Annotated in this window: 24 protein-coding genes, 1 tRNA gene and 2 pseudogenes; 7 read left to right on the top strand and 20 right to left on the bottom strand. The window is 37.5% G+C overall.

What is annotated here, in order from left to right; all coding sequences use genetic code 11:
• Positions 1–225: 225 nt before the first annotated feature.
• The 17 genes and pseudogenes from P3L47_RS23640 to P3L47_RS23575 all read right to left on the bottom strand — a co-directional run bounded on the left by P3L47_RS23640 (position 226) and on the right by P3L47_RS23575 (position 8254).
• Positions 226–552 carry a hypothetical protein gene (locus tag P3L47_RS23640; RefSeq protein WP_277783764.1) on the bottom strand — a complete coding sequence of 109 codons (327 nt, stop codon included), beginning with the start codon at positions 550–552 and terminating at the stop codon, positions 226–228.
• Positions 549–755: a dCTP deaminase/dUTPase family protein gene (locus P3L47_RS23635; protein ID WP_277783763.1), complete on the bottom strand. Its 207-nt coding sequence runs from the start codon at positions 753–755 to the stop codon at positions 549–551. The genes P3L47_RS23640 and P3L47_RS23635 overlap by 4 nt, the downstream gene beginning before the upstream one ends.
• Positions 752–907, bottom strand: a complete 156-nt coding sequence (locus P3L47_RS23630) for a hypothetical protein (RefSeq protein WP_277783762.1) — start codon at positions 905–907, stop codon at positions 752–754. The genes P3L47_RS23635 and P3L47_RS23630 overlap by 4 nt, the downstream gene beginning before the upstream one ends.
• 130 nt (positions 908–1037) lie before the next feature.
• Complete coding sequence (locus P3L47_RS23625; protein ID WP_277783761.1) at positions 1038–1550, bottom strand: hypothetical protein; 513 nt, start codon at positions 1548–1550, stop codon at positions 1038–1040.
• Positions 1551–1787: 237 nt separating this feature from the next.
• Positions 1788–2255 carry a hypothetical protein gene (locus tag P3L47_RS23620; protein WP_277782245.1) on the bottom strand — a complete coding sequence of 156 codons (468 nt, stop codon included), beginning with the start codon at positions 2253–2255 and terminating at the stop codon, positions 1788–1790.
• Positions 2256–2589: 334 nt separating this feature from the next.
• Positions 2590–3198 carry a DUF7666 domain-containing protein gene (locus tag P3L47_RS23615; protein WP_277783760.1) on the bottom strand — a complete coding sequence of 203 codons (609 nt, stop codon included), beginning with the start codon at positions 3196–3198 and terminating at the stop codon, positions 2590–2592.
• A 48-nt stretch (positions 3199–3246) separates the two neighbouring features.
• Positions 3247–3447 carry a hypothetical protein gene (locus P3L47_RS23610; RefSeq protein ID WP_249390574.1) on the bottom strand — a complete coding sequence of 67 codons (201 nt, stop codon included), beginning with the start codon at positions 3445–3447 and terminating at the stop codon, positions 3247–3249.
• Between the two features lie 186 nt (positions 3448–3633).
• Positions 3634–3858, bottom strand: coding sequence for a DUF1367 family protein (locus P3L47_RS23875; RefSeq protein WP_427910581.1), 225 nt, complete (start codon positions 3856–3858; stop codon positions 3634–3636).
• Entirely contained in the window at positions 3855–4034 is a 180-nt protein-coding gene (locus P3L47_RS23870; protein ID WP_427910585.1) for a DUF1367 family protein, read from the bottom strand. Before P3L47_RS23870 ends, P3L47_RS23875 begins: the two co-directional genes overlap by 4 nt.
• A 12-nt stretch (positions 4035–4046) precedes the next feature.
• Positions 4047–4499, bottom strand: coding sequence for a single-stranded DNA-binding protein (locus tag P3L47_RS23605; protein ID WP_277782329.1), 453 nt, complete (start codon positions 4497–4499; stop codon positions 4047–4049).
• A gap of 340 nt (positions 4500–4839) precedes the next feature.
• Entirely contained in the window at positions 4840–4974 is a 135-nt protein-coding gene (locus tag P3L47_RS23600; protein WP_277783759.1) for a hypothetical protein, read from the bottom strand.
• Positions 4975–5246: 272 nt separating this feature from the next.
• Positions 5247–5321: pseudogene (locus P3L47_RS23725) on the bottom strand (hypothetical protein); the annotation flags it as partial.
• Between the two features lie 103 nt (positions 5322–5424).
• Positions 5425–5598 carry an ERF family protein gene (locus P3L47_RS23595; RefSeq protein ID WP_277783758.1) on the bottom strand — a complete coding sequence of 58 codons (174 nt, stop codon included), beginning with the start codon at positions 5596–5598 and terminating at the stop codon, positions 5425–5427.
• A 486-nt stretch (positions 5599–6084) separates the two neighbouring features.
• Positions 6085–6327: a HEAT repeat domain-containing protein gene (locus P3L47_RS23590; RefSeq protein WP_277783757.1), complete on the bottom strand. Its 243-nt coding sequence runs from the start codon at positions 6325–6327 to the stop codon at positions 6085–6087.
• Positions 6327–6569, bottom strand: a complete 243-nt coding sequence (locus P3L47_RS23585; protein WP_277783756.1) for a HEAT repeat domain-containing protein — start codon at positions 6567–6569, stop codon at positions 6327–6329. The genes P3L47_RS23590 and P3L47_RS23585 overlap by 1 nt, the downstream gene beginning before the upstream one ends.
• 633 nt (positions 6570–7202) lie before the next feature.
• Positions 7203–7278: transfer RNA gene (locus P3L47_RS23580), tRNA-Val, on the bottom strand.
• A gap of 733 nt (positions 7279–8011) precedes the next feature.
• Positions 8012–8254, bottom strand: a complete 243-nt coding sequence (locus tag P3L47_RS23575; protein WP_277782236.1) for a hypothetical protein — start codon at positions 8252–8254, stop codon at positions 8012–8014.
• 1634 nt (positions 8255–9888) lie between these two features.
• Between P3L47_RS23575 and P3L47_RS23860 the strand changes: the two are divergent.
• The 5 genes and pseudogenes from P3L47_RS23860 to P3L47_RS23555 all read left to right on the top strand — a co-directional run.
• Positions 9889–10230 (top strand): annotated as a pseudogene (locus tag P3L47_RS23860) (S24 family peptidase); the annotation flags it as partial.
• A gap of 997 nt (positions 10231–11227) precedes the next feature.
• Positions 11228–11521, top strand: coding sequence for a helix-turn-helix domain-containing protein (locus P3L47_RS23570; protein WP_277782322.1), 294 nt, complete (start codon positions 11228–11230; stop codon positions 11519–11521).
• Between the two features lie 210 nt (positions 11522–11731).
• Positions 11732–12739, top strand: a complete 1008-nt coding sequence (locus tag P3L47_RS23565; protein ID WP_277783755.1) for an Ig-like domain-containing protein — start codon at positions 11732–11734, stop codon at positions 12737–12739.
• Positions 12740–12872: 133 nt separating this feature from the next.
• Positions 12873–13127: a toxin-antitoxin system protein gene (locus P3L47_RS23560; RefSeq protein WP_277782228.1), complete on the top strand. Its 255-nt coding sequence runs from the start codon at positions 12873–12875 to the stop codon at positions 13125–13127.
• The gene (locus P3L47_RS23555) at positions 13124–13330 is read left to right on the top strand and encodes a type II toxin-antitoxin system YafQ family toxin (protein WP_345799089.1); all 207 of its coding nucleotides are present in this window, start codon (positions 13124–13126) and stop codon (positions 13328–13330) included. Before P3L47_RS23560 ends, P3L47_RS23555 begins: the two co-directional genes overlap by 4 nt.
• A gap of 139 nt (positions 13331–13469) precedes the next feature.
• Here the strand turns inward: P3L47_RS23555 and P3L47_RS23550 are convergent, their stop codons facing one another.
• On the bottom strand, positions 13470–13700 hold the full coding sequence (locus P3L47_RS23550) for a DUF6965 family protein (RefSeq protein WP_277782227.1): 231 nt from the start codon (positions 13698–13700) through the stop codon (positions 13470–13472).
• Positions 13701–14107: 407 nt separating this feature from the next.
• Between P3L47_RS23550 and P3L47_RS23545 the strand changes: the two genes are divergently transcribed.
• Positions 14108–14650 carry a hypothetical protein gene (locus P3L47_RS23545; RefSeq protein ID WP_277783754.1) on the top strand — a complete coding sequence of 181 codons (543 nt, stop codon included), beginning with the start codon at positions 14108–14110 and terminating at the stop codon, positions 14648–14650.
• Positions 14651–14779: 129 nt separating this feature from the next.
• Here P3L47_RS23545 and P3L47_RS23540 read toward each other — a convergent pair whose 3' ends face one another.
• Complete coding sequence (locus P3L47_RS23540) at positions 14780–15172, bottom strand: site-specific integrase (protein ID WP_277783753.1); 393 nt, start codon at positions 15170–15172, stop codon at positions 14780–14782.
• A gap of 186 nt (positions 15173–15358) precedes the next feature.
• Positions 15359–15664, bottom strand: coding sequence for a phage integrase SAM-like domain-containing protein (locus P3L47_RS23535; RefSeq protein ID WP_277783752.1), 306 nt, complete (start codon positions 15662–15664; stop codon positions 15359–15361).
• Between the two features lie 1119 nt (positions 15665–16783).
• Between P3L47_RS23535 and P3L47_RS23530 the strand changes: the two genes are divergently transcribed.
• Positions 16784–16918 (top strand): terminase small subunit, encoded by a 135-nt coding sequence (locus P3L47_RS23530; protein ID WP_277783751.1) that lies wholly within the window; start codon positions 16784–16786, stop codon positions 16916–16918.
• Positions 16919–17832: the final 914 nt, after the last annotated feature.

The raw sequence follows: 17832 nt of genomic DNA, 5'->3' as shown, positions 1-17832 counted from the left end.
AAGGTTCTTTTCATTGACAAAATTCATTTGTTGTTCTCTACCAATTGTATACTAGCCGCCCGATTCATACTATAATGATATTTAATATATCCCTAGCTTAGAATCTATCTCGTAAGACAATCGTGACAGGAGACGCTTAATGTCTGCCAGTTCCTTTTCCTTTTTCGAAAGTTGGGAAAAGATACAACCCAAATTCAAAACGCCAAAGAAAAAACGATTTTTTGATCAATATCCAGTACTACCATATCCACCAGTCCCCCTATCTGATTCTGAAAGCTCTTCAACTTCTTCTAATTCAATCTTGGGATATGGTATGATAATTAATTGACCAATGCGGTCGCCTACGGAGTAGCAATATCTGTTATCAACATCATAAACATAATCAGTATTTTTATTCATAAGTAATTTTGTTTCTTGTGGACTTTTGAATAAAAATAAGATATTGCGCCACCATTTAGTATATTTTGTTCGTGTTGTTGTCACTCTATATTTGAATTTTATCTCTCCACGATAACCGCTATCAATAACTCCAACAGAATTTGTCAATATCAAATTTTTCTACTGTTGCTTGATCGTGGGAAAACAAGTCCAACATATCCTTGTGGTATTTCGATAGCCAAACCGGTACCATATACAACATTCCCATAATTATCAATTTCCTTTGATACAGCTGTTAAATCAAGTCCTGCATCTGTATCATGCGCGTAGGATGGCATAACGGCATCTTTATGCAATTTCTTAATATTTACTTTCATTTGAATCTATTAACATGTTCTTCTATATTGCATCCTTTTTTGACAAGGATCGTAGTCTTTTTATTGATCTTTACAGGGATGCGCTCGATATTCGGTTCGGGAGGTATTCCACCTTCCTGTTCCGGTATCCGGTAAGTTTTCATCTTTGACATGACTTACTTATAAATAAATAACATATTCTTATAGAGTTAGCTACTAAGTTAAATTTCTTCTCTTTGCAGGTTATTTCCAATTCCGGAGGAAAGGATTTAGAGTGTATGCAGTCACGACATCTTGCGTGAATTATTTCTTTCTTTGCCATACTATAATTTTGTTGAAGCCAGCATAAACCCATGTTAAAATAGCAGAGTCTCTTGCATCTTGGTTCAGTCGCCTGTCAAGTCCTCCTACTATCTTCGATAGCTCATCCTGGGTAATCTTTCCGTCTTTACCTTTCCAACATTTACGGAGAGGTTTAATTTCGTCAACTTCCAGTCCTATATGCCTGGCCATTTCAGCGATCTTTCTTGCTACTTCATGGTTGCGACCGGTATTCTGACCGATCTTTGCGGCGGCGGCAGGAGAGGAGCGTGTAGCATGCCAGTTACTTTCATTCATCCAGCCAGCTTCAACAACTACTATAACCGATTCTTTTTGTCGATCAACAAATTCTTCCTTCATTGTTTTTAAGTAATCCACAAGGAGAGGAAATGAAAGATTAGTCACGTTTAAACACCTTGACTTAACATGCAGTTCTGTGACTCCTGATTTGTCACAATCGGGGTCAATGCCTATCACTCTGTCTTTTTTAATCATAATTATAATTGTCGTAATCATCCGGATCGAAATCCGGTATGTCGTATCCAAAATCCATAATGCTAATATCAAATGTGGGACGGATCGGAATCGAACCAATCTAATGCAGGTACCACCTTTCGTTCCCTAATACCCTGCATATCCTCACGGACGGCAGGGTAACTTAACTTAAACTAATACCATGAAAAACACACTATTTTTTATCCCCATATCTTCCAGTCAGGGATGTACTCGTAACTATTCATTTTGTTCTATAATTTCATTAATCAAATCATTTCTCCATCCTAGTATAACCCCGTATTCATCAATATTCATAATGATGTAGTCACCGTATCCTACATCTGCAGGACACATAATCTCGGGTACATAACCATCATAAGATGCAATAATATCTTTATTACTATCGAGAATATCACATTTAAAATCATCACATACCTTGTAGTGAATAACAGCGGTAGTCCCTTGCTTCCAGTTGACTATTATTCCATTATCTATGTCTATAAGAGGTTGCCAACGCCATTGCCGTTCTTTGCTATGTTTACATTCCACATATGCAGTACATGGCATTGTTGGCGCACTGTTTGTTTCATCACAAACAGTATCTTTTACTCCATTTACTTCAGCATCATCCCAATATCTGACACCTGCATCTACTTTTAAATAAATCGCTTCAAATTCTGTTGGCTTGTTGATTGTTATTTTCATCTTGCAATTATTTATATCTATATTCTTTTACCATTTCTTCATATCTAGGGTTACCAAAGTAAGGCAAACAGAGGTCTCACATCTCACGGCACCCTTTAATGTCGGATTTGGTTTGTTTGTAATTATTCTACTTCTTCTATTTTGCCATTAATAAGCATATAGAAGGTATTCTCTTTGATAATGTTGCCATCAACTTTTACCGTTTTAACATCTTTAATTGGATAACCCTCACCATTCCAGTCACCTCTTTCTGTTAGGACAAGCCAATTGCCTATGCAGCCTTGAGCTTTAGATTTGTAACCTGTAACTATAGCTATAGACTCTTTACCTTGTACTATAGCAGCTGACCGGTCACCGGTGTTCGTTGCAGCTGACCGGTCACCGGTGTTCGTTGCAGCTGACCGGTCACCGGTGTTCGTTGCAGCTGACCGGTCACCGGTGTTCGTTGCAGCTGACCGGTCACCGGTGTTCGTTGCAGCTGACTGGTCACCGGTGTTCGTTGCGGCTGACTGGTAACCGGTGTTCGTTGCAGCGACTGGTCACCGGTGTTCGTTGCAGCTGACTGGTAACCGGTGTTCGTTGCAGCTGACCAGTTACCGGTGTTCGTTGCAGCTGACCGGTTACCGGTGTTTTCCGATGCGTTATTTCTCCAATCGATCTTTTCTAAAATAAAGTCTATTCCTGCTTTAATAATTCCGTTTAAACCAATTTCAGCTTTTATTTTTAGTTTTGATGAAGCAACTTTGCTGTCTCCGTTAACTTCTTTATCAAGAGTACCTGAAGCTTCTACTTCGCAATATCTATTTTCCCCATTTCCATCGGATGGTGGATAATAAGAAAACACATCAAATGGATTTTCACAGAAATGAAATCCGTTATAACATGCTTTAATAGCTTCTTTTTCTTCGTATTCTTTTCCTGTTTCATATTGAAATCCCTGCATTGTAGGTTTTTGTTGAAACCTTTATAACCTTTAATTTTATCCATAATATTACTTTGATTTACATCTTAATATTTCTCTACGTTTAATAATAGCTTTGCCTGTAACAATCATATCAGAAGAGAGAGAATGAAGAAGAGATTTTTTAGTCATTCCTATATCCTCTTCTTTTAAATGATCGAATATGGCAGATATGCTACCGAAATAATGATCGGTCTTTTTAAAGATTAAATGAACGTGTACTACTTTCATATTTCCATATATTACTTATTTAGAAATATACTTTTCCAATTTCTTTAAATCCTTCTTTAGCAACCTTACAGAATCCACCACCTTAGGCTTCTTTGCCTGTAGCATCAAAATGCTCGGCAGCTATCCTTGCATGACGAAGAAGAGAGGACAGAAGATACTGAGGAGGTGGGTTCTCTTTCATTTGTATCAAAAATTAGAAAGATTATTCATAAAATCATATTCGGATATATTATGTAAGAATACAGAGAATAATACGTCTTTTACTCGATCATATAAATTTTGAAACTCCGCTTCGTCCATTTTATCAAAAGCTATTGACTTAGGAATGTCTATCCATTCCTTTCGTGCCAAGCTGTATACGGTATCACAATGACCTGCTGCTACTTCTACTGTCTTCCGAAAGCAATTTATGTCTTTTTGAAATGTCTTGTCGTAGCTTCATTTTGATAAGCCCATGCCGTATTTATCAGCTGAAAGTATTTGCGGTGAAAGTCTATATTACGAGCCAGCGTGATTCTAGCCTTGTATGTATGCCCTAACTTGAGTTTCTTTTTCTCGTCATAGTCAGAATCATAACATGGTTTAATCCGCTGGCTGTATTAAGGAGGTATAGTTCCATCAAAAGGAAGTTGATCTATTTCAGGTCCAATTGGTGGAAAATCCGCTTGTGAAGGTGCATCTTCCGCTGTTAATGGAGACTTAGAATTTGAACTGTCTCCTTTACCCGACAGCATTAGGTCGTACGCTAAAATGTCGGTAACATATCGTTTAATACCGTCCTTCTCGTATTCCCTGTATTGCAGGGTACCCATGATAATGATTTTGTCGCCTTTATGGACGTACTTTTCTGCGATTTCAGCCAAACCTCTCCAGGCAATAATACTGTGCCATTGAGTTTTTTCAGCTACTTCTGTACCATCTTGTTTCTTATACCCTCCGGTGGAGGTGGCAAGAGAAAAGGTTGCAACCTTAACGCCTCCGTCCAGCGTCCTGACTTCCGGATCTTTGCCGACGTTACCGGCAAGGAGGACTTGATTTATTGATTTGCTCATTTGATTATTTTTTAAATGTTATTGAATATCCTTGACTAGCCATTCTGACAGGGGGATGATTGTGATACTTCTCCTGTTTCATCATCTACTATCGTTGTTCTTCCTGATAGAGATTTTAAAAATCCTTCTCTGTCTTTTTATCTTTTATCCAGCAACTGTTTTTGCTGGACTAAGTCATTATATATAGGATCGGAGCAATCTGTATAATCATATTTTACGCCTACTTCTTTTATTGTAAGTTTAGCTCCATTCCAAGAGGTTTCTTTTACCGTTTTCTCAATTTCCGACATTGTACAGTCCTTGATCCGGTCATCGTTGACAAATTTTGTCAATGCTTCAATTATGCCTTTGGCTTTACTGTAGCTTCTATTGGGTTTACGTCCCCATCCAATACCGATAGGATCAACTGGTTCGAAACACTCTCCTGCTCTGTCTTATTGACAGGTATAGAATTAAATAGCTCTATATTGCTCATTTTAGATTATTGTTGATTAAATATTGTTGATACAATTTCACTGATAGTATTTATTTCTATAGGTGTTACTTGGTAATTTTGTTCTATCAAAGTTATAGAGAATCGCTGCTTGTTTGCTTTTGCTTCTGTTGATTTATTATAAATCCATTTGCAAATAGCATTCATCGATTCTTTTGTTATTCAGGTGTTCCTTTGTAAGAACTTTCTTTTGATTAGAGTTTGCTGGTTTAGATGGTGAGTTTTGAGACGCCTTGTTGCCATCATCATCTTCGTCAATATTTAAGCTTAATGCAGCCCCCTAAAGCATATCTCCTTTGATATGTTATACACGATCCAACGCCTTGGGGATCATTTTTTGACGGGTTTCATTGTGTACTTGCTGGCAAATAAATTCTCCGGATATGTGCATTACTATAGTTTCTAGTTCGTTTTCACCAACTGGTAACTGCATTACAGATAGCCCGCTATTAGATAAAGGCTTTGTATAACATCTAATATGTCAGATAATGTAGCATATTTAGACTTGAAAAACGGGTTGTTTGCTGATTTTTTGATCTTGCCTACTTCTTGCTGAAATTTACAAAGTGCATTAGCAATTTCTTTTATTGATTCTGATCTTTCCATATCATTTATATTTAGTTTGTGGACGCCAGGGAATCGAACCCCTTTCTTTTCCGTTTGGAAACGCTATACCATTAAGCCATACGCCCAGTTGCCGGTCTTTCCCGGCGGTCAACAATAATAAAATTAACATTAAAAGAGGGGTTCGCACCTCACGATGTCCTTTTACATCGGCTTTGATTAATTAATAAATAATTGATTGATTATATTCGTCCCCTACCTACCGTGCTTCATCCCACCGGGCCAGGTGCAAGCGTCAAGGGCTACTACTTTCTAAGGCTCGCGGTTGCCGATATGAGGATGATTTACACCTCAGGAAAAAGATCTATTTACTTCCCAAATACTTCTTCGAATTTATTGTCAACGCATTCAATATCTTTATTCTTTCGGCTGGATTTGAGGTTATATTGTCTATTGAGTAAATCCGAGAAAGAAGCTGGATCTTGATCCACAAAAACATCCACATGTGTATCTGTAACTATAAAATGGTTATTTTTTTTCTGTATATCTCGGTGTGTTGAGATTGCCGGCTGCAGAGCTACGGACATCACAGTCGCTGTCATTAACGAGTTCCACAAGCGTTTCAACCGGCATGTTGGGGTTGCCGGCTGCAGAGCTACGGACAGTCCAGTAGCTGTCCTTAGCCAGTTCCACAAGCGTTTCAACCGGCATGTTGGGGTTGTCGGCTGCAGAGCTACGGACATAACAGCAGCTGTCCTTAGCCAGTTCCATTAAAGCGTTTCAGCCGGCATGTTGGGGTTGCCGGCTGCATAGCCACGGACATCCCAGTCGCTGTCCTTAGCCAGTTCCACAAGCGTTTCAACCGGCATGTTGGGGTTGTCGGCTGCATAGCGACGGATATTCCAGTCGCTGTCCTTAGCCAGTTCCACAAGCGTTTCAACCGGCGTGTTTGGGTTGCGGGCTGCAGAGCGACGGACAGTCCAGTCGCTGTTCAAAATTTCTTTTTTATCCATATTATTTTAATTAAAGTATTACCAATTTAAAGTACTTGCTTCCCAATCCCTCTGATAAATATCTTCGGGATCTTCCGTCTCTTCGTATCCGCTGTAGTCGTAATCTCCGCTGGGGTCTCTTATATAAATATCCTCATGCCTTAAAGACTTTAAGGTTATATGCCGATATGCAGCACATTATTAATCCTAAAACGTTGGGCACAAAGGTGTCACTCTCGGATATCACGAGGATAAAACCCGCAAATAGCAGGATTGCAAGAAATACCTTTTTCATATATTTGATTTTTATTGTTTATAAAATAACCGTGCGAACCTCTCGGCGGGCAATGGTCTATACCTAACCTATAGTATTTAAGCAAATGCCATATGTGGCTTAACCCGGAATCGAACCGGGACGACAGGAGTTTTAAGTGCGATTAATTTTACAAGTACGCTAGTCTCTCAACCTGCCTATAAACGGAACATCTTTAGCGTCTACCATTTCGCCATTAAGCCATTTGCCCGCCTGTATCTTCGCAGACGAGACGGGTTGAATACTTAATTCTTCATTTTAATCGGATATTAAATAATACACGGACCTCTCGGCTGGTGCAGTACAAAACTTAATAAACTTATAATTCATATTACACAAAGGGGAGGATGACGGATTCGAACCGCCGTGAATCATATGATGTAATCATATGCGCTCTAACCTATTGAGCTATCCCCCCATATGGAAATATCATCCTGGATAGTTGTTATTTTCTTCCTTTCCTATTTGTCTTGTCATAGTAGTCTTCTACTGCCTTATCCAAGTCTACCTGGATTATTTTCCCATTTTGTTTTATAGAATCCTTAAAGACTTCCTTCCGTTTCAATCTTACAATGGTACTCATACTAACTCCTAGTCTTTCCGCTAAAGGAGCAAGTCCCTAACCATTTTAGAACCTACGTTTGTTTCAGTTGTAATTTTACTTGAAAGCCTTTGTATAATAAGGTCAGCCAGTTGACCTGCTGTTACTTCCGTTGCTGGCATATTGGCTATATCCATTTGATTATATTTTTACGTTATGAGTAATACATTTCTCCCTCTTGACATTGATCGGACCCTGCAAACCATCTCTGTGTTGTTGTTCGCTCTTGACCGTCTTAACCGTTGTCTCCTCATATCCATATTGTGATCTACAATTAGTAAGATAAGCAAGCATCCGGCTATTACCGATTTGGTTGCCGATGAAAAGTCAAATGTGATGCGAAGCCCCGAAATGCGTTCAGCCAGGATAAGAGTAAGTTGCCTGCCGTTTATTATATTTAATTTCTCATAGGCAGTTCTTAGCTGGTTTACAATGGTACTTGTTGACCTGCATTTGATTTCTGCAATTTCTTTTTTATCCAAACCGGAGCAGTACATGATGGCTGTTCGCTCACATTCAACTGTGAGTTCCGGAAATATGCGTTCCATGCTATTTTAACTTTATAATCGATATATATCCGCGAGGATGGATGGTCGATATTCTGTACATCAAATCCATTTGGGATTTTAGTTTTCCGGCGATTCTAGCCTCTTTATTCCTTCTTGAAGCTTCTGATTTAATGCCGTTAAACCTGTTTTCAGCAAAAGGAGTTCTGTATATTACTCCGACTTTCATTTGATTAAACAGTTCAACGGTTTTAACTTCGTCTGTAAATTCAATTACTTTTTCCATATTCATTTTAAGTGTTATTGTAAATGTGGCTGTGCCTGGGGTCGAACCAGGATGAGTTATCAAGCTCTTACCTCTAATGATTGATCGTCCTATCATAGAGTAATGTGTCTACCTTTTCACCACACAGCCTATATAAAGTCCCTGGTTGTGTACAAACTTTCGCCTACACAGCCAGGAACCGATTGTATTTTTCCTAATTTAGCCCCGCTGCACTCATCGGACATGTCACGAATCTGCTTTTCACGAGTATGTATCGCGTCTGCTATATTGCAGGTATGCGCCACTTTGTCGTTGTTGGATACGAAAAACTGCGATTTCAAGCGTTGACTGGTTACTAACCACCAGTTTAGGAAAGAATGATACTTTTATGCTATTGTTTCAACCACTAAAGTTGCGTACCTTTGTATCGTTCTGACATTGCAAATATATACTACATTTGTGTAGTATCAAAATTGTATACAACAAAAAGTTAGTATATAAACATTGTTTAACTTTTGAGAGGTTTCGCGTACATTATATAGTATCATGGATCTAAAAAGAATTTGTTAGTGAAATATTAAAGGAGATAATTGCCGGGGTTAAGGATGCTCAGGTTTTGCGGCTGAAAATGAGGCTTGTATAAATCCTAATCAATTTAGGGTTCTTACATCTCCAAGGCATATATTAGATATGGGAGATGGGGCAGTGTCTGTTGTTCAGCCGGTACAGTTTGATGTATGTGTAACACATACTAAAAAGGGTACAGGGAAGTTGGGGATCGAAATAGTTTCAGGTAATAAGGAAAGTATAAAAGGCGCAGAAAGTAGAATAAAATTCTCTATAGCAGTTTCTTTGCCAAGAATGAAGCCTAATTTTTCCACCAAGAATCCCGATTATGGGATTTCAGAAGTTGACAAAACAAAGTGATTGCAAATACGATAGCTATAACAAATACAATAATGTATAATATACCAATCGTATATACAAATTCTTTAATGGGTAACGTTTCAATGTATTTAACCAGCTCTTTCATAGCATGTAAAGACGACCAACTCCAAAGTTGCGGTTTGAAGTTAAGTCGCCTATATAGTCCCTTACGGGAACAGTTAAACAATTTAGTCGGTATCATCCGCAACTTGATTCCGGTGTAAATATACTAAATTAATGTAGTATATTCTAATTACATGTATGTTATTTAGTAATATGGGAAAAGTAGAAAGACTTAATGATGCTTATCAATATTTGAGGAGCATAGGTAAAATCCATACTCAAACCGATTTGGCAAAACTATGAACGCCAACAGGGTTACTATAAGTAATGCATTGAAAGATAGGGGAGGATATTTAAACGATGATTTTTTATCTCGTTTCTGTAGGGCTTTTGATGGATTATTTAATTTGGATTGGCTTCTGACGGGAGAGGGTAATATGCTGAATGAAGATTCCCCTGTAATAGATGCTTCATTATCCCCGTCAAAAAGAAGGCGTATTTTTCACCGAAACGACTAGCGGAGCCAAGTTTTATGATTTGGGTAATGGAAAGTACCGGATGACTGTTAAGCTTGTGCCTTATTGCGCATATGGAAGGTTTGCAAATGTGCATGATACACTGAACAGGATAGGGATGACTGGGAGGAAGAATCGTTCGAAGTATCTCAGATCGCACATGGTAATTATTTATCCTTCGAGGTGAAGAATGATAGTATGGATGACGGGACCAGGCAAAGCTTTGAAGCCGGCGACAGGCTTTTAGTCCGTGAACTAAACAGGATATACTGGAAGGACAAGCTTAGATATACGGATCATCCATACTGGGTGATAGCATTCGGATCATCTGTTTTGATCAAGCAGATAGTCAGTCAAGACATGGAGCGAGGGGTTATAACTCTTCATTCTCTTAACCCGTCTCCGGAATACAGTGACTTTGAATTGTCTATTGACGAAATTCAAAAGCTTTATTATGTGATAAAAAAGAACCCTAAACCGGTAGAGTATTAATACAGGGGACTTTGTGACCTTCGGACTGAATGACTGAAGGTCGCAAAGATGATCCTACTTTAATTCTTCAATCACACATCTTCGAATGATGAATATGTGACCGATCTTCCTTCTTTCTAACAACCCTGTAGGCTTTTTCTATCTTCCCTGCATCCACTAAGATATCTTTAAACAAAGGGTTCAAAGAATGGAAGATGAATGTATCACTATCCTTGTCGTAGCCTGTTATCTGTTTAAATAAAACGCTGCAGTCTGTTTTAAGAAGCCAAAATCCCTATGGTCTTCCTTTAATTCGTCTATAGAAACAGGAACCGTAAATATCCTGTCGCCTCTTTCAAAACTGGTTCTAAGTCCGTTGTCCATACTGTCGCGAGAACAGTAAATACTGTATAAGAACACTCTATACCTTCTATTTCTTCAATCTTTGATTTCATGTGTAAAATAAATTATAGTTATAAAAATCGCATAATAATGGCTGTGCGGAATTTTAACGCACCTCCGGTTGGCTGGTTTCAGCCGGTATTTAATTGGTATTAGCCCGCCATCAGGTGGCTAGGCGTAGATCCACTTCTATTCGGTCCATAATTTTCTTCTTTTTGTTGTTTTATGATAAAGGATAGCAATAATGACACTCCGGTGTGTTTTTTATACGCCAATCTATTAATACTATTGAGGCATAAATAGAACAATAGCCTCTCTTATTTTGTTATCCAGTTCTAAGCATAAAATCAACTTCAGAATTGTTTGATTATGAGACCTTTTATTGCTTCAAGCTACTTGTTTTCAATACCTAAATAGTTAAATACTATCTAATAGGCTAGATGACAATAAATTGAAATTTGTTAACTAGACACTATCACATACACAATAAACTGTATTTTAATATAAAGTAAGTTTACTTGTGTTGTGGGCATTTAGCAATAAAAGGACTATTTAACTGTTAGCCCATTTTAATCTATCAATTATCATATGAATTATGTATTACTGGTTTAATATTATGTATAAACTGAGAGTTAAGGAAATATTGAAGATGCAAGGTCGAACCGGAAGGGATTTGGCAACAGAATTAGGTATGACAGAAGTCGGATTGTATAAAGCCATTGGAGAAAGTGGTAATCCTTCTTTGAAGCGACTGCAAGAAATTGCAAATTTATTAAATGTTGAAGTATGGGAACTGTTCACCGAATCCCCCGGAGAAAGCGAAATTTCCGGCTTCATTAAGGCAAAAGGAACTATTTATGAAATAAAATCACGTTCAGATATAGAAAATTTGTTGAATAGCTTGGGCTAGGTATCGTTTTATCTAATTTTGCGTCATATTAACCTATTAATTATATTGATATGACTAGATTCTTGTTGACCATAATGATTATGGTCATTGTTTGCCCTGCAAAAAATGAAGAAGAAGAGGTAAGGCTTACCGCTATTAAACTAGACAAAACAAAACTTACTTTGAAAGTTGGGGAAGAGTATACTTTTAAAGTATCTACGACACCGGGAGATGTCCCAGTTCGAATATGAATGGTATCTCGGTTCTAATAAAGGTGTTGGCAAAATTGACAATAATGGGAAATTTACAGCATTAAAACCAGGGAATGTATTGGTTCTTGTAGAAGTTAAAGATTCGTGGAAAGGAACAGGAGAATATATTAAATCAGAATGTCTTGTGACGGTAGAAGCTGGACAAGCTCAATCAATAGAACTTAATCACACAGAATCAACATTAAAAATAGGAGACGCTATTTCGCTTACTGCAAAATTGATTCCCGATTATGCAACTGATGACGAGATTGTGTGGGAATCTAGCAATCCTCAAATAGCAGCTATAAAAAAAGATGATATATTCGATAAAAAAGCATCTATTACAGCTTTAAAAGAAGGAGAAGTTACAATAAAAGTGTCAGCTAAAAGTAATTCATCCATCTATGCTTCCTGTAAAATAATAGTGTTACCAATTAAATTGGAAGAACTATTTCTCAGTGAGAAAGAGAAAAGGGTAAAACAGGGAGAAAAATTTACTCTTATCCCTATCTTTAAGCCTGAGAATGCATCAAATAAAGATGTTGTATGGTCGTCTTCCAATGAAGCTATTGCCACTGTTGATCAAGAAGGAAATATAGAAACGTTCAACCCTGGAACATGTAGTATATGGGTTGTGTCTTCTGACAATAACCTAAAAGCAGAATGCAAGGTTACAGTTATTGAAAGACCAATAGAGGATTTGATTAGAGCAAGCGTATACGGGTCTTCAACCTCTATCAATGGATATACAACGGGAGATGTCACAGCTGCATTCTACAATAACAGCAATAAAGTCGTAGAAGTTTCTGAGTTTACAATGTATGACACAAGGACGAATAAAGTTGTATATCAAGACAAAGACTGTGGATTTGTTGAGTATAAAAAGCCTCTTTTATACAATTTAGAGTTTAGCCGAATATACAAGCCTCTTTTCGTTTGGAAATACACCTGCGATGGCAAAACCTACGAAGCAACCTATCAGATGTAGCAAGAGCCCGGGAAGCCGGGCTTTTTTGTGCCCGTACTCCGCAGGTTTCTGAACTAGAAAGAAAAAAAGCAAAAAAGTTTGTTTTCAGCATACAATGCATTACTTTTGTGATACAATATAATACAGAAGTAATATGGACGCAGTAATAAGAAAACAAACTTCGTTTCGTTTGCGTGAAGACTTGTTACAGGTCTTGCAGGAACAAGCCAAGAAAGCAAACAGGAGCTTGAATAATTTCGTAGAGAGTACCTTGATGGACGCTGTATACTCTGAGCCAAATGAGGAAACGATAGCGGCGATAGAAGAGGCTCGTTCGGGCAAATTTGCCGGGACGATAGACGCAAGCAGCTTTAAAGCCTTCATGAAATCATTGAACGAGATAGAATGAAAACAATCCATTACAGTACGAAGGCAAAGAAAGACTTGAAGAAGTACCGCAGCAACATCAAGCTGATGGAAGCCTTGTTTAATGTCTTGAACAAGCTGGAGAGAGGGGAACCCATTCCAAGCAAGTACAAGCCCCATGAGCTCATAGGTAATTACAAGAATTGCATGGAGTGCCATGTCGGGAACGACTTTCTTCTGATTTGATAGACGCAGTGTCGGACATAGTGGAGATTGTAAGGATTGGAAGCCATTCTGAGTTGTTCGGGAAAAAGGTAGAGGTAGACAAGGAGAGCAAGAGCCAGGGCTGCAGGGCTTTTTGTTTGATGGGCATGAAATATAGCATTTATATTTTTATCAAATTATCCCTTTCCTCCAGCACCTTCTTTAGCCTCTTAAGCTTGTCTATGTCGCTTGAAAACGTAGGGTTATCATAGTTCCTCTTGACTGAGTTTACGTACACTTCGATATAAGTGCGCAAGTCGAATATATGCTCGTACTCGCTTAATGTTAGTTCGTTGAATGTTACTTGATAAGCCTCAAACCAGGCTATTAACCTTTTTAATTCTTCATTCATTGTATGTCTTCTTTGAGCCGCAAAGATAACAATAATGGACAACATAAGCTTGCATTTCCATATATTGCTTATATGGAAACCTAATATGCCATAAAACATGAGGATATAATGTTAAAGTTCTTGCAAATCTCAAACAGAAGAACGACTTTTGCATCGTGAAAGGATATTAAAGCGGCTCGTCAGGTAAACAGCCCTGATAGAGGCTTCGTTATATAGATATTTGACAGCTTGTAGAACTTTTTTGTTTTATAGGCTGTTTTATTATAGACAAGAAATATTATGGAAGACAAGTTTATAGATATAATAATAGAGCATTTAGGCTTGGCGTTCTTTATAGGCGTCCTTCCGTTGGATGCTTGATATTTCTTGTTTGGTGGTGTAGAGGAATATACGAAAGAGTCAAAAGCATGGAGAATTTGCCTTGCCAAGAGAACAAAGAAAAAATAACACTGCATTCAGAAAAGCATAATGAAACGTCCAAAGCTATAACTCGTATAGAGACATCGCTTCAATTTATGCAAAAAAGTATAGATTCACTTGCTCAGTCTATACAAAAAGATAATAAGTTTATAATTGATCCTTACACAAAATCTCATAGCCCCCTATCTATAACTATTGCTGGCAGAAATATGATAGAAAGATTAGAGGTGGACAAGATGTTTGAAAGGAATTGGGAACGTATCAATTCGTTTATAGAAGATAACGCAAGCTCTAAAAATCCATATGATATACAGGAATTTTTAATTCAGCAAGCTGTTGTTTATCCTGAAAAATTTTTACAATCAGACGAAATTGACAAAATAAAAATAGACGCTTATAATACGGGCGTGAATATCGTTCCTTATATGAAAGTTATAGCTGTCCTTGCGAGAGATAAATATTTTTCAGAACATAACATTCTTGTAGAAGAAGTAGACAAACATAATCCATCAAATAAAAAGCCGGAGTAACATCCGGCTTTTTTTTCTATTACGATCACATCTCGTCAAACTTCTTCATTTCCTGTTCTTTTAATTTGTCGACAATCTTAGTGTAGGGCTTCATCGCTTTTATGTCATTATGCCCGGTCCACCTCATAATTACCTGGGAGATATGCCGAGTGTGAGTGCATTAACGACAAAGGTCTTTCTTGCAACATGGGTAGTCAGCACCTCCCATTTTTTTACTGTACGTTCCATTCGTTTACTACCAACATACCATACTTCAGTCATTTCTTCATTCATTTCAGCGAGCTGGCCTAGCTCTTTCAAGTAGTCATTATAATTTTGATTGCTAATAACCGGGAGCGCCTTGCCCTTTTTAATATCTAAGTCTTTATATTTATCCAGTATTGCCCGGCTATATTTGTTCAATTCAATGTTTATATTATCAACGTCCTTTATGGTTACAATATCTATTTTGGTATCTTTGATGTCTGTTTTTTTAAGTTGTAAACATCCGAGTATCTTAATCCCGTAAAACAGCAAAAGCAAAATACGTCTCTTACTTGGGCTAGTCCGTATTTGATATTTCCATCATATATAAATTCATAAGCTCTTCCCAGTCTAAATATATCACTTTTTTTAAATCAAAATTAGCACCCTTCAGTTTGGGCTTATACCGTTTATAGGACTGATTAGTCAGATAACCTTTTAGATCCGCCCATAACAAAAACTGTTTTATAAATCTGAGGTATTTGTTGAGTGTGGTATTGCGTATGCCTCTTTATCGCGCATAAAGTCCAGGATATTTTGCAGCTCTTCGTCCGTTAACTCTTCAAATGTCAAGTGGGGGTTATATTGTTCCAGCAGGTGTTTGACAGAGTTATGCTTATAATAAGAACTGGTGCTCCATGCATTCTGTCTCCCGGTTGTATCTATAAATTCTTTGTATCGATCAAAGAAACTGACCTTTTCCGGTGTTTCTATTTTAACTTTTCCGGATGCTATTTTATATTTGTCTTTAATTTGTTCAACCGTGGGCATTTCGGCCGGCTATCTCAAACTCTCTGAATATGATAAACTTAGATGCATCAATTCGGTGACCAGTTGACATAATGATCCTTTGTCTGTTAAAAGTGACACAGCATCGGATGGGGACATTCTTTACTATCAGGACTCCGTCCTTTTCCTTTTTTTCTAATTCGAATGTAATACTCCTTTTTATCATGATATTATAAGATTTGCGTGTAACGCTGCAAATTTACACGCAAAAATATGATTACATATGAGTATCTGTGATTATATGTGACTATATAGATTTATTTAACTCTTTAATATTGAGTGCTGGTGACTATGTATGATTATTGGTGATCATAAAGATTCTGATCTCTCCAGCTCCACAATAAGCGTTGTAATCATTTGATTTACAGCGCTTATTTTGTTTTGCACTCAAAACTACACGCAAAAATCAAAATTGTATCCTAAAAATGGAAGAACTGATAGGGCAAAGATAGACAATTATGTATATAATCACCTAAATTCATTATTCCTTTCTTTATATCAATATTTATAGTACATTTGTGCTATTAGATATTAGCAAAGCCATTACTTATAATTCATATTACATAATTCATTATTAATTTAATTAAGAATTATGTATGTTTAAAGATATTGCAGAGATAAGATCGATAAGAGAGCAAATAGCTCATCTGTCGAAAAGAGAAAAAGAGTTGACAGAACCAATGTTGACTGATTTAGACATGATCCCTGTTTTATACAAGTGGTTCACGGAAATTATCGCTAAAAGAGATTGCCCGCCTAGACCGGAAAGTGTAACTCAGAGAAAAAATTCCTCTATATTGTCCTTTCGTTATATTCTCCTTCGGCATTGGCTGGAGGTAAAATGAAAAGTGGATTAAGAGAAAAGGTTGGGGAAGTATGGGGATTGCATGGAAAATCAGCCGTGTCCGATAATTTGAAGAACTTAGTATTTCATTGTCAAATATATGATGAATTTAAGCAGGACATTGAATATATATATAAAGAAATAGTTGAAAGATTATAAAAACACGACAATCACTCTAATGTCGTGTTTTATCTATCATCCAATTTACTCACCTCGATACGCATTAATACCTTTGAGTAAAACTATAACTCAAGGGTATGCCTCTAACTATAAAACAAGAAAACTTTTGTAATTATTACCTCGAATGTGGAAACGCGTCTGAGGCTTATAGACGGTTTCGTTTCAATTGGCTATTCAGTCGGTCAAAAGTACAGATAAAGGATTCAAGTTAAAATGTACTCGAAGATAGACGCTTTAGACCGTCTGTCAAAGATGATGGGCTGATGCTCCGGAAAAAAGGATATAACCAGCAATGGTAATCCCATAGGTCAGGATATCAAAATCGAAGTGATAGATAAACGGAGTCAAATAGATGAAGATACAGACGACTAAAATATACTCCAAAGTGCAAGGTGCTCTTGATGCCGGATATAAGATTGTCTCGCTCAAGGATCATCACGAAGCAGTAAGACCTATAACATACTTATCTTCCTGCTGGCTTATGTTATCCAGCATCCTAAATGTTCTTTTGCTATTGTCCGCAAGACGTTGCCGGCACTCAAAGGTTCTGTATTTAGAGACTTCAAGGAGATAATGATGGATAAGTTTAAATTGTGGGATGGGCGGTGTATGAACAAGTCAGAAATGGTATATACTTTGCCTAATGAGTCTTTATTGAATTCTTCTCACCGACGACGAACAGAAGATAAGAGGGCGTAAGAGAAATATCCTGTATTGTAACGAAGGAAATGAAATATCATTTTGGAATGGCAGCAGCTCATCATGCGTACCACTAATTTTTCTATTATAGACTACAATCCGTCATTCTCAGACGAACATTGGCTGTGTGAGCTAAACAAGGATCCACGTACGTATCATTCATTTCTACATATAAAGATAATCCATTTTAGAACAGACTATTATTGACGAGATAGAATCTCTTAAACACAAAAATAAGGTTTTATGGACGGTATACGGCTTAGACAGCAAGCTATGGCAGAAGGCTTGGTCTTCCCCGAATATGAAATAGTGGATAGTTTCCCGGAAAAGCCAAACAAGTTGGGTGGTTGGCCTTGACTTCAACTACAGCCTGATCCAACGGCTGTTGAAATGTGGTATTCTTGATGATCCGATGTATTTGGACGAG

It is taken from the genome of Parabacteroides chongii, from assembly GCF_029581355.1.
Classification (GTDB): Bacteria; Bacteroidota; Bacteroidia; order Bacteroidales; family Tannerellaceae; genus Parabacteroides; species Parabacteroides chongii.
The sequence above is the reverse complement of the archived record's forward strand: the minus strand, read 5'-3'. Positions and strand labels throughout refer to the sequence as shown.

Coding starts and splice junctions, on each gene's coding strand:
- P3L47_RS23620 (WP_277782245.1), bottom strand. CDS start 2,255: ATGAAAATAACAATCAACAAGCCAACAGAATTTGAAGCGATTTATTTA.
- P3L47_RS23610 (WP_249390574.1), bottom strand. CDS start 3,447: ATGAAAGTAGTACACGTTCATTTAATCTTTAAAAAGACCGATCATTAT.
- P3L47_RS23630 (WP_277783762.1), bottom strand. CDS start 907: ATGTCAAAGATGAAAACTTACCGGATACCGGAACAGGAAGGTGGAATA.
- P3L47_RS23575 (WP_277782236.1), bottom strand. CDS start 8,254: ATGGAAAAAGTAATTGAATTTACAGACGAAGTTAAAACCGTTGAACTG.
- P3L47_RS23560 (WP_277782228.1), top strand. CDS start 12,873: ATGGACGCAGTAATAAGAAAACAAACTTCGTTTCGTTTGCGTGAAGAC.
- P3L47_RS23615 (WP_277783760.1), bottom strand. CDS start 3,198: ATGCAGGGATTTCAATATGAAACAGGAAAAGAATACGAAGAAAAAGAA.
- P3L47_RS23555 (WP_345799089.1), top strand. CDS start 13,124: ATGAAAACAATCCATTACAGTACGAAGGCAAAGAAAGACTTGAAGAAG.
- P3L47_RS23565 (WP_277783755.1), top strand. CDS start 11,732: ATGTCCCAGTTCGAATATGAATGGTATCTCGGTTCTAATAAAGGTGTT.
- P3L47_RS23635 (WP_277783763.1), bottom strand. CDS start 755: ATGAAAGTAAATATTAAGAAATTGCATAAAGATGCCGTTATGCCATCC.
- P3L47_RS23595 (WP_277783758.1), bottom strand. CDS start 5,598: ATGGAAAGATCAGAATCAATAAAAGAAATTGCTAATGCACTTTGTAAA.
- P3L47_RS23625 (WP_277783761.1), bottom strand. CDS start 1,550: ATGATTAAAAAAGACAGAGTGATAGGCATTGACCCCGATTGTGACAAA.
- P3L47_RS23535 (WP_277783752.1), bottom strand. CDS start 15,664: ATGCCCACGGTTGAACAAATTAAAGACAAATATAAAATAGCATCCGGA.
- P3L47_RS23605 (WP_277782329.1), bottom strand. CDS start 4,499: ATGAGCAAATCAATAAATCAAGTCCTCCTTGCCGGTAACGTCGGCAAA.
- P3L47_RS23600 (WP_277783759.1), bottom strand. CDS start 4,974: ATGAGCAATATAGAGCTATTTAATTCTATACCTGTCAATAAGACAGAG.
- P3L47_RS23570 (WP_277782322.1), top strand. CDS start 11,228: ATGTATAAACTGAGAGTTAAGGAAATATTGAAGATGCAAGGTCGAACC.
- P3L47_RS23545 (WP_277783754.1), top strand. CDS start 14,108: ATGGAGAATTTGCCTTGCCAAGAGAACAAAGAAAAAATAACACTGCAT.
- P3L47_RS23550 (WP_277782227.1), bottom strand. CDS start 13,700: ATGAATGAAGAATTAAAAAGGTTAATAGCCTGGTTTGAGGCTTATCAA.
- P3L47_RS23585 (WP_277783756.1), bottom strand. CDS start 6,569: ATGGATAAAAAAGAAATTTTGAACAGCGACTGGACTGTCCGTCGCTCT.
- P3L47_RS23590 (WP_277783757.1), bottom strand. CDS start 6,327: ATGGAACTGGCTAAGGACAGCTGCTGTTATGTCCGTAGCTCTGCAGCC.
- P3L47_RS23530 (WP_277783751.1), top strand. CDS start 16,784: ATGCCTCTAACTATAAAACAAGAAAACTTTTGTAATTATTACCTCGAA.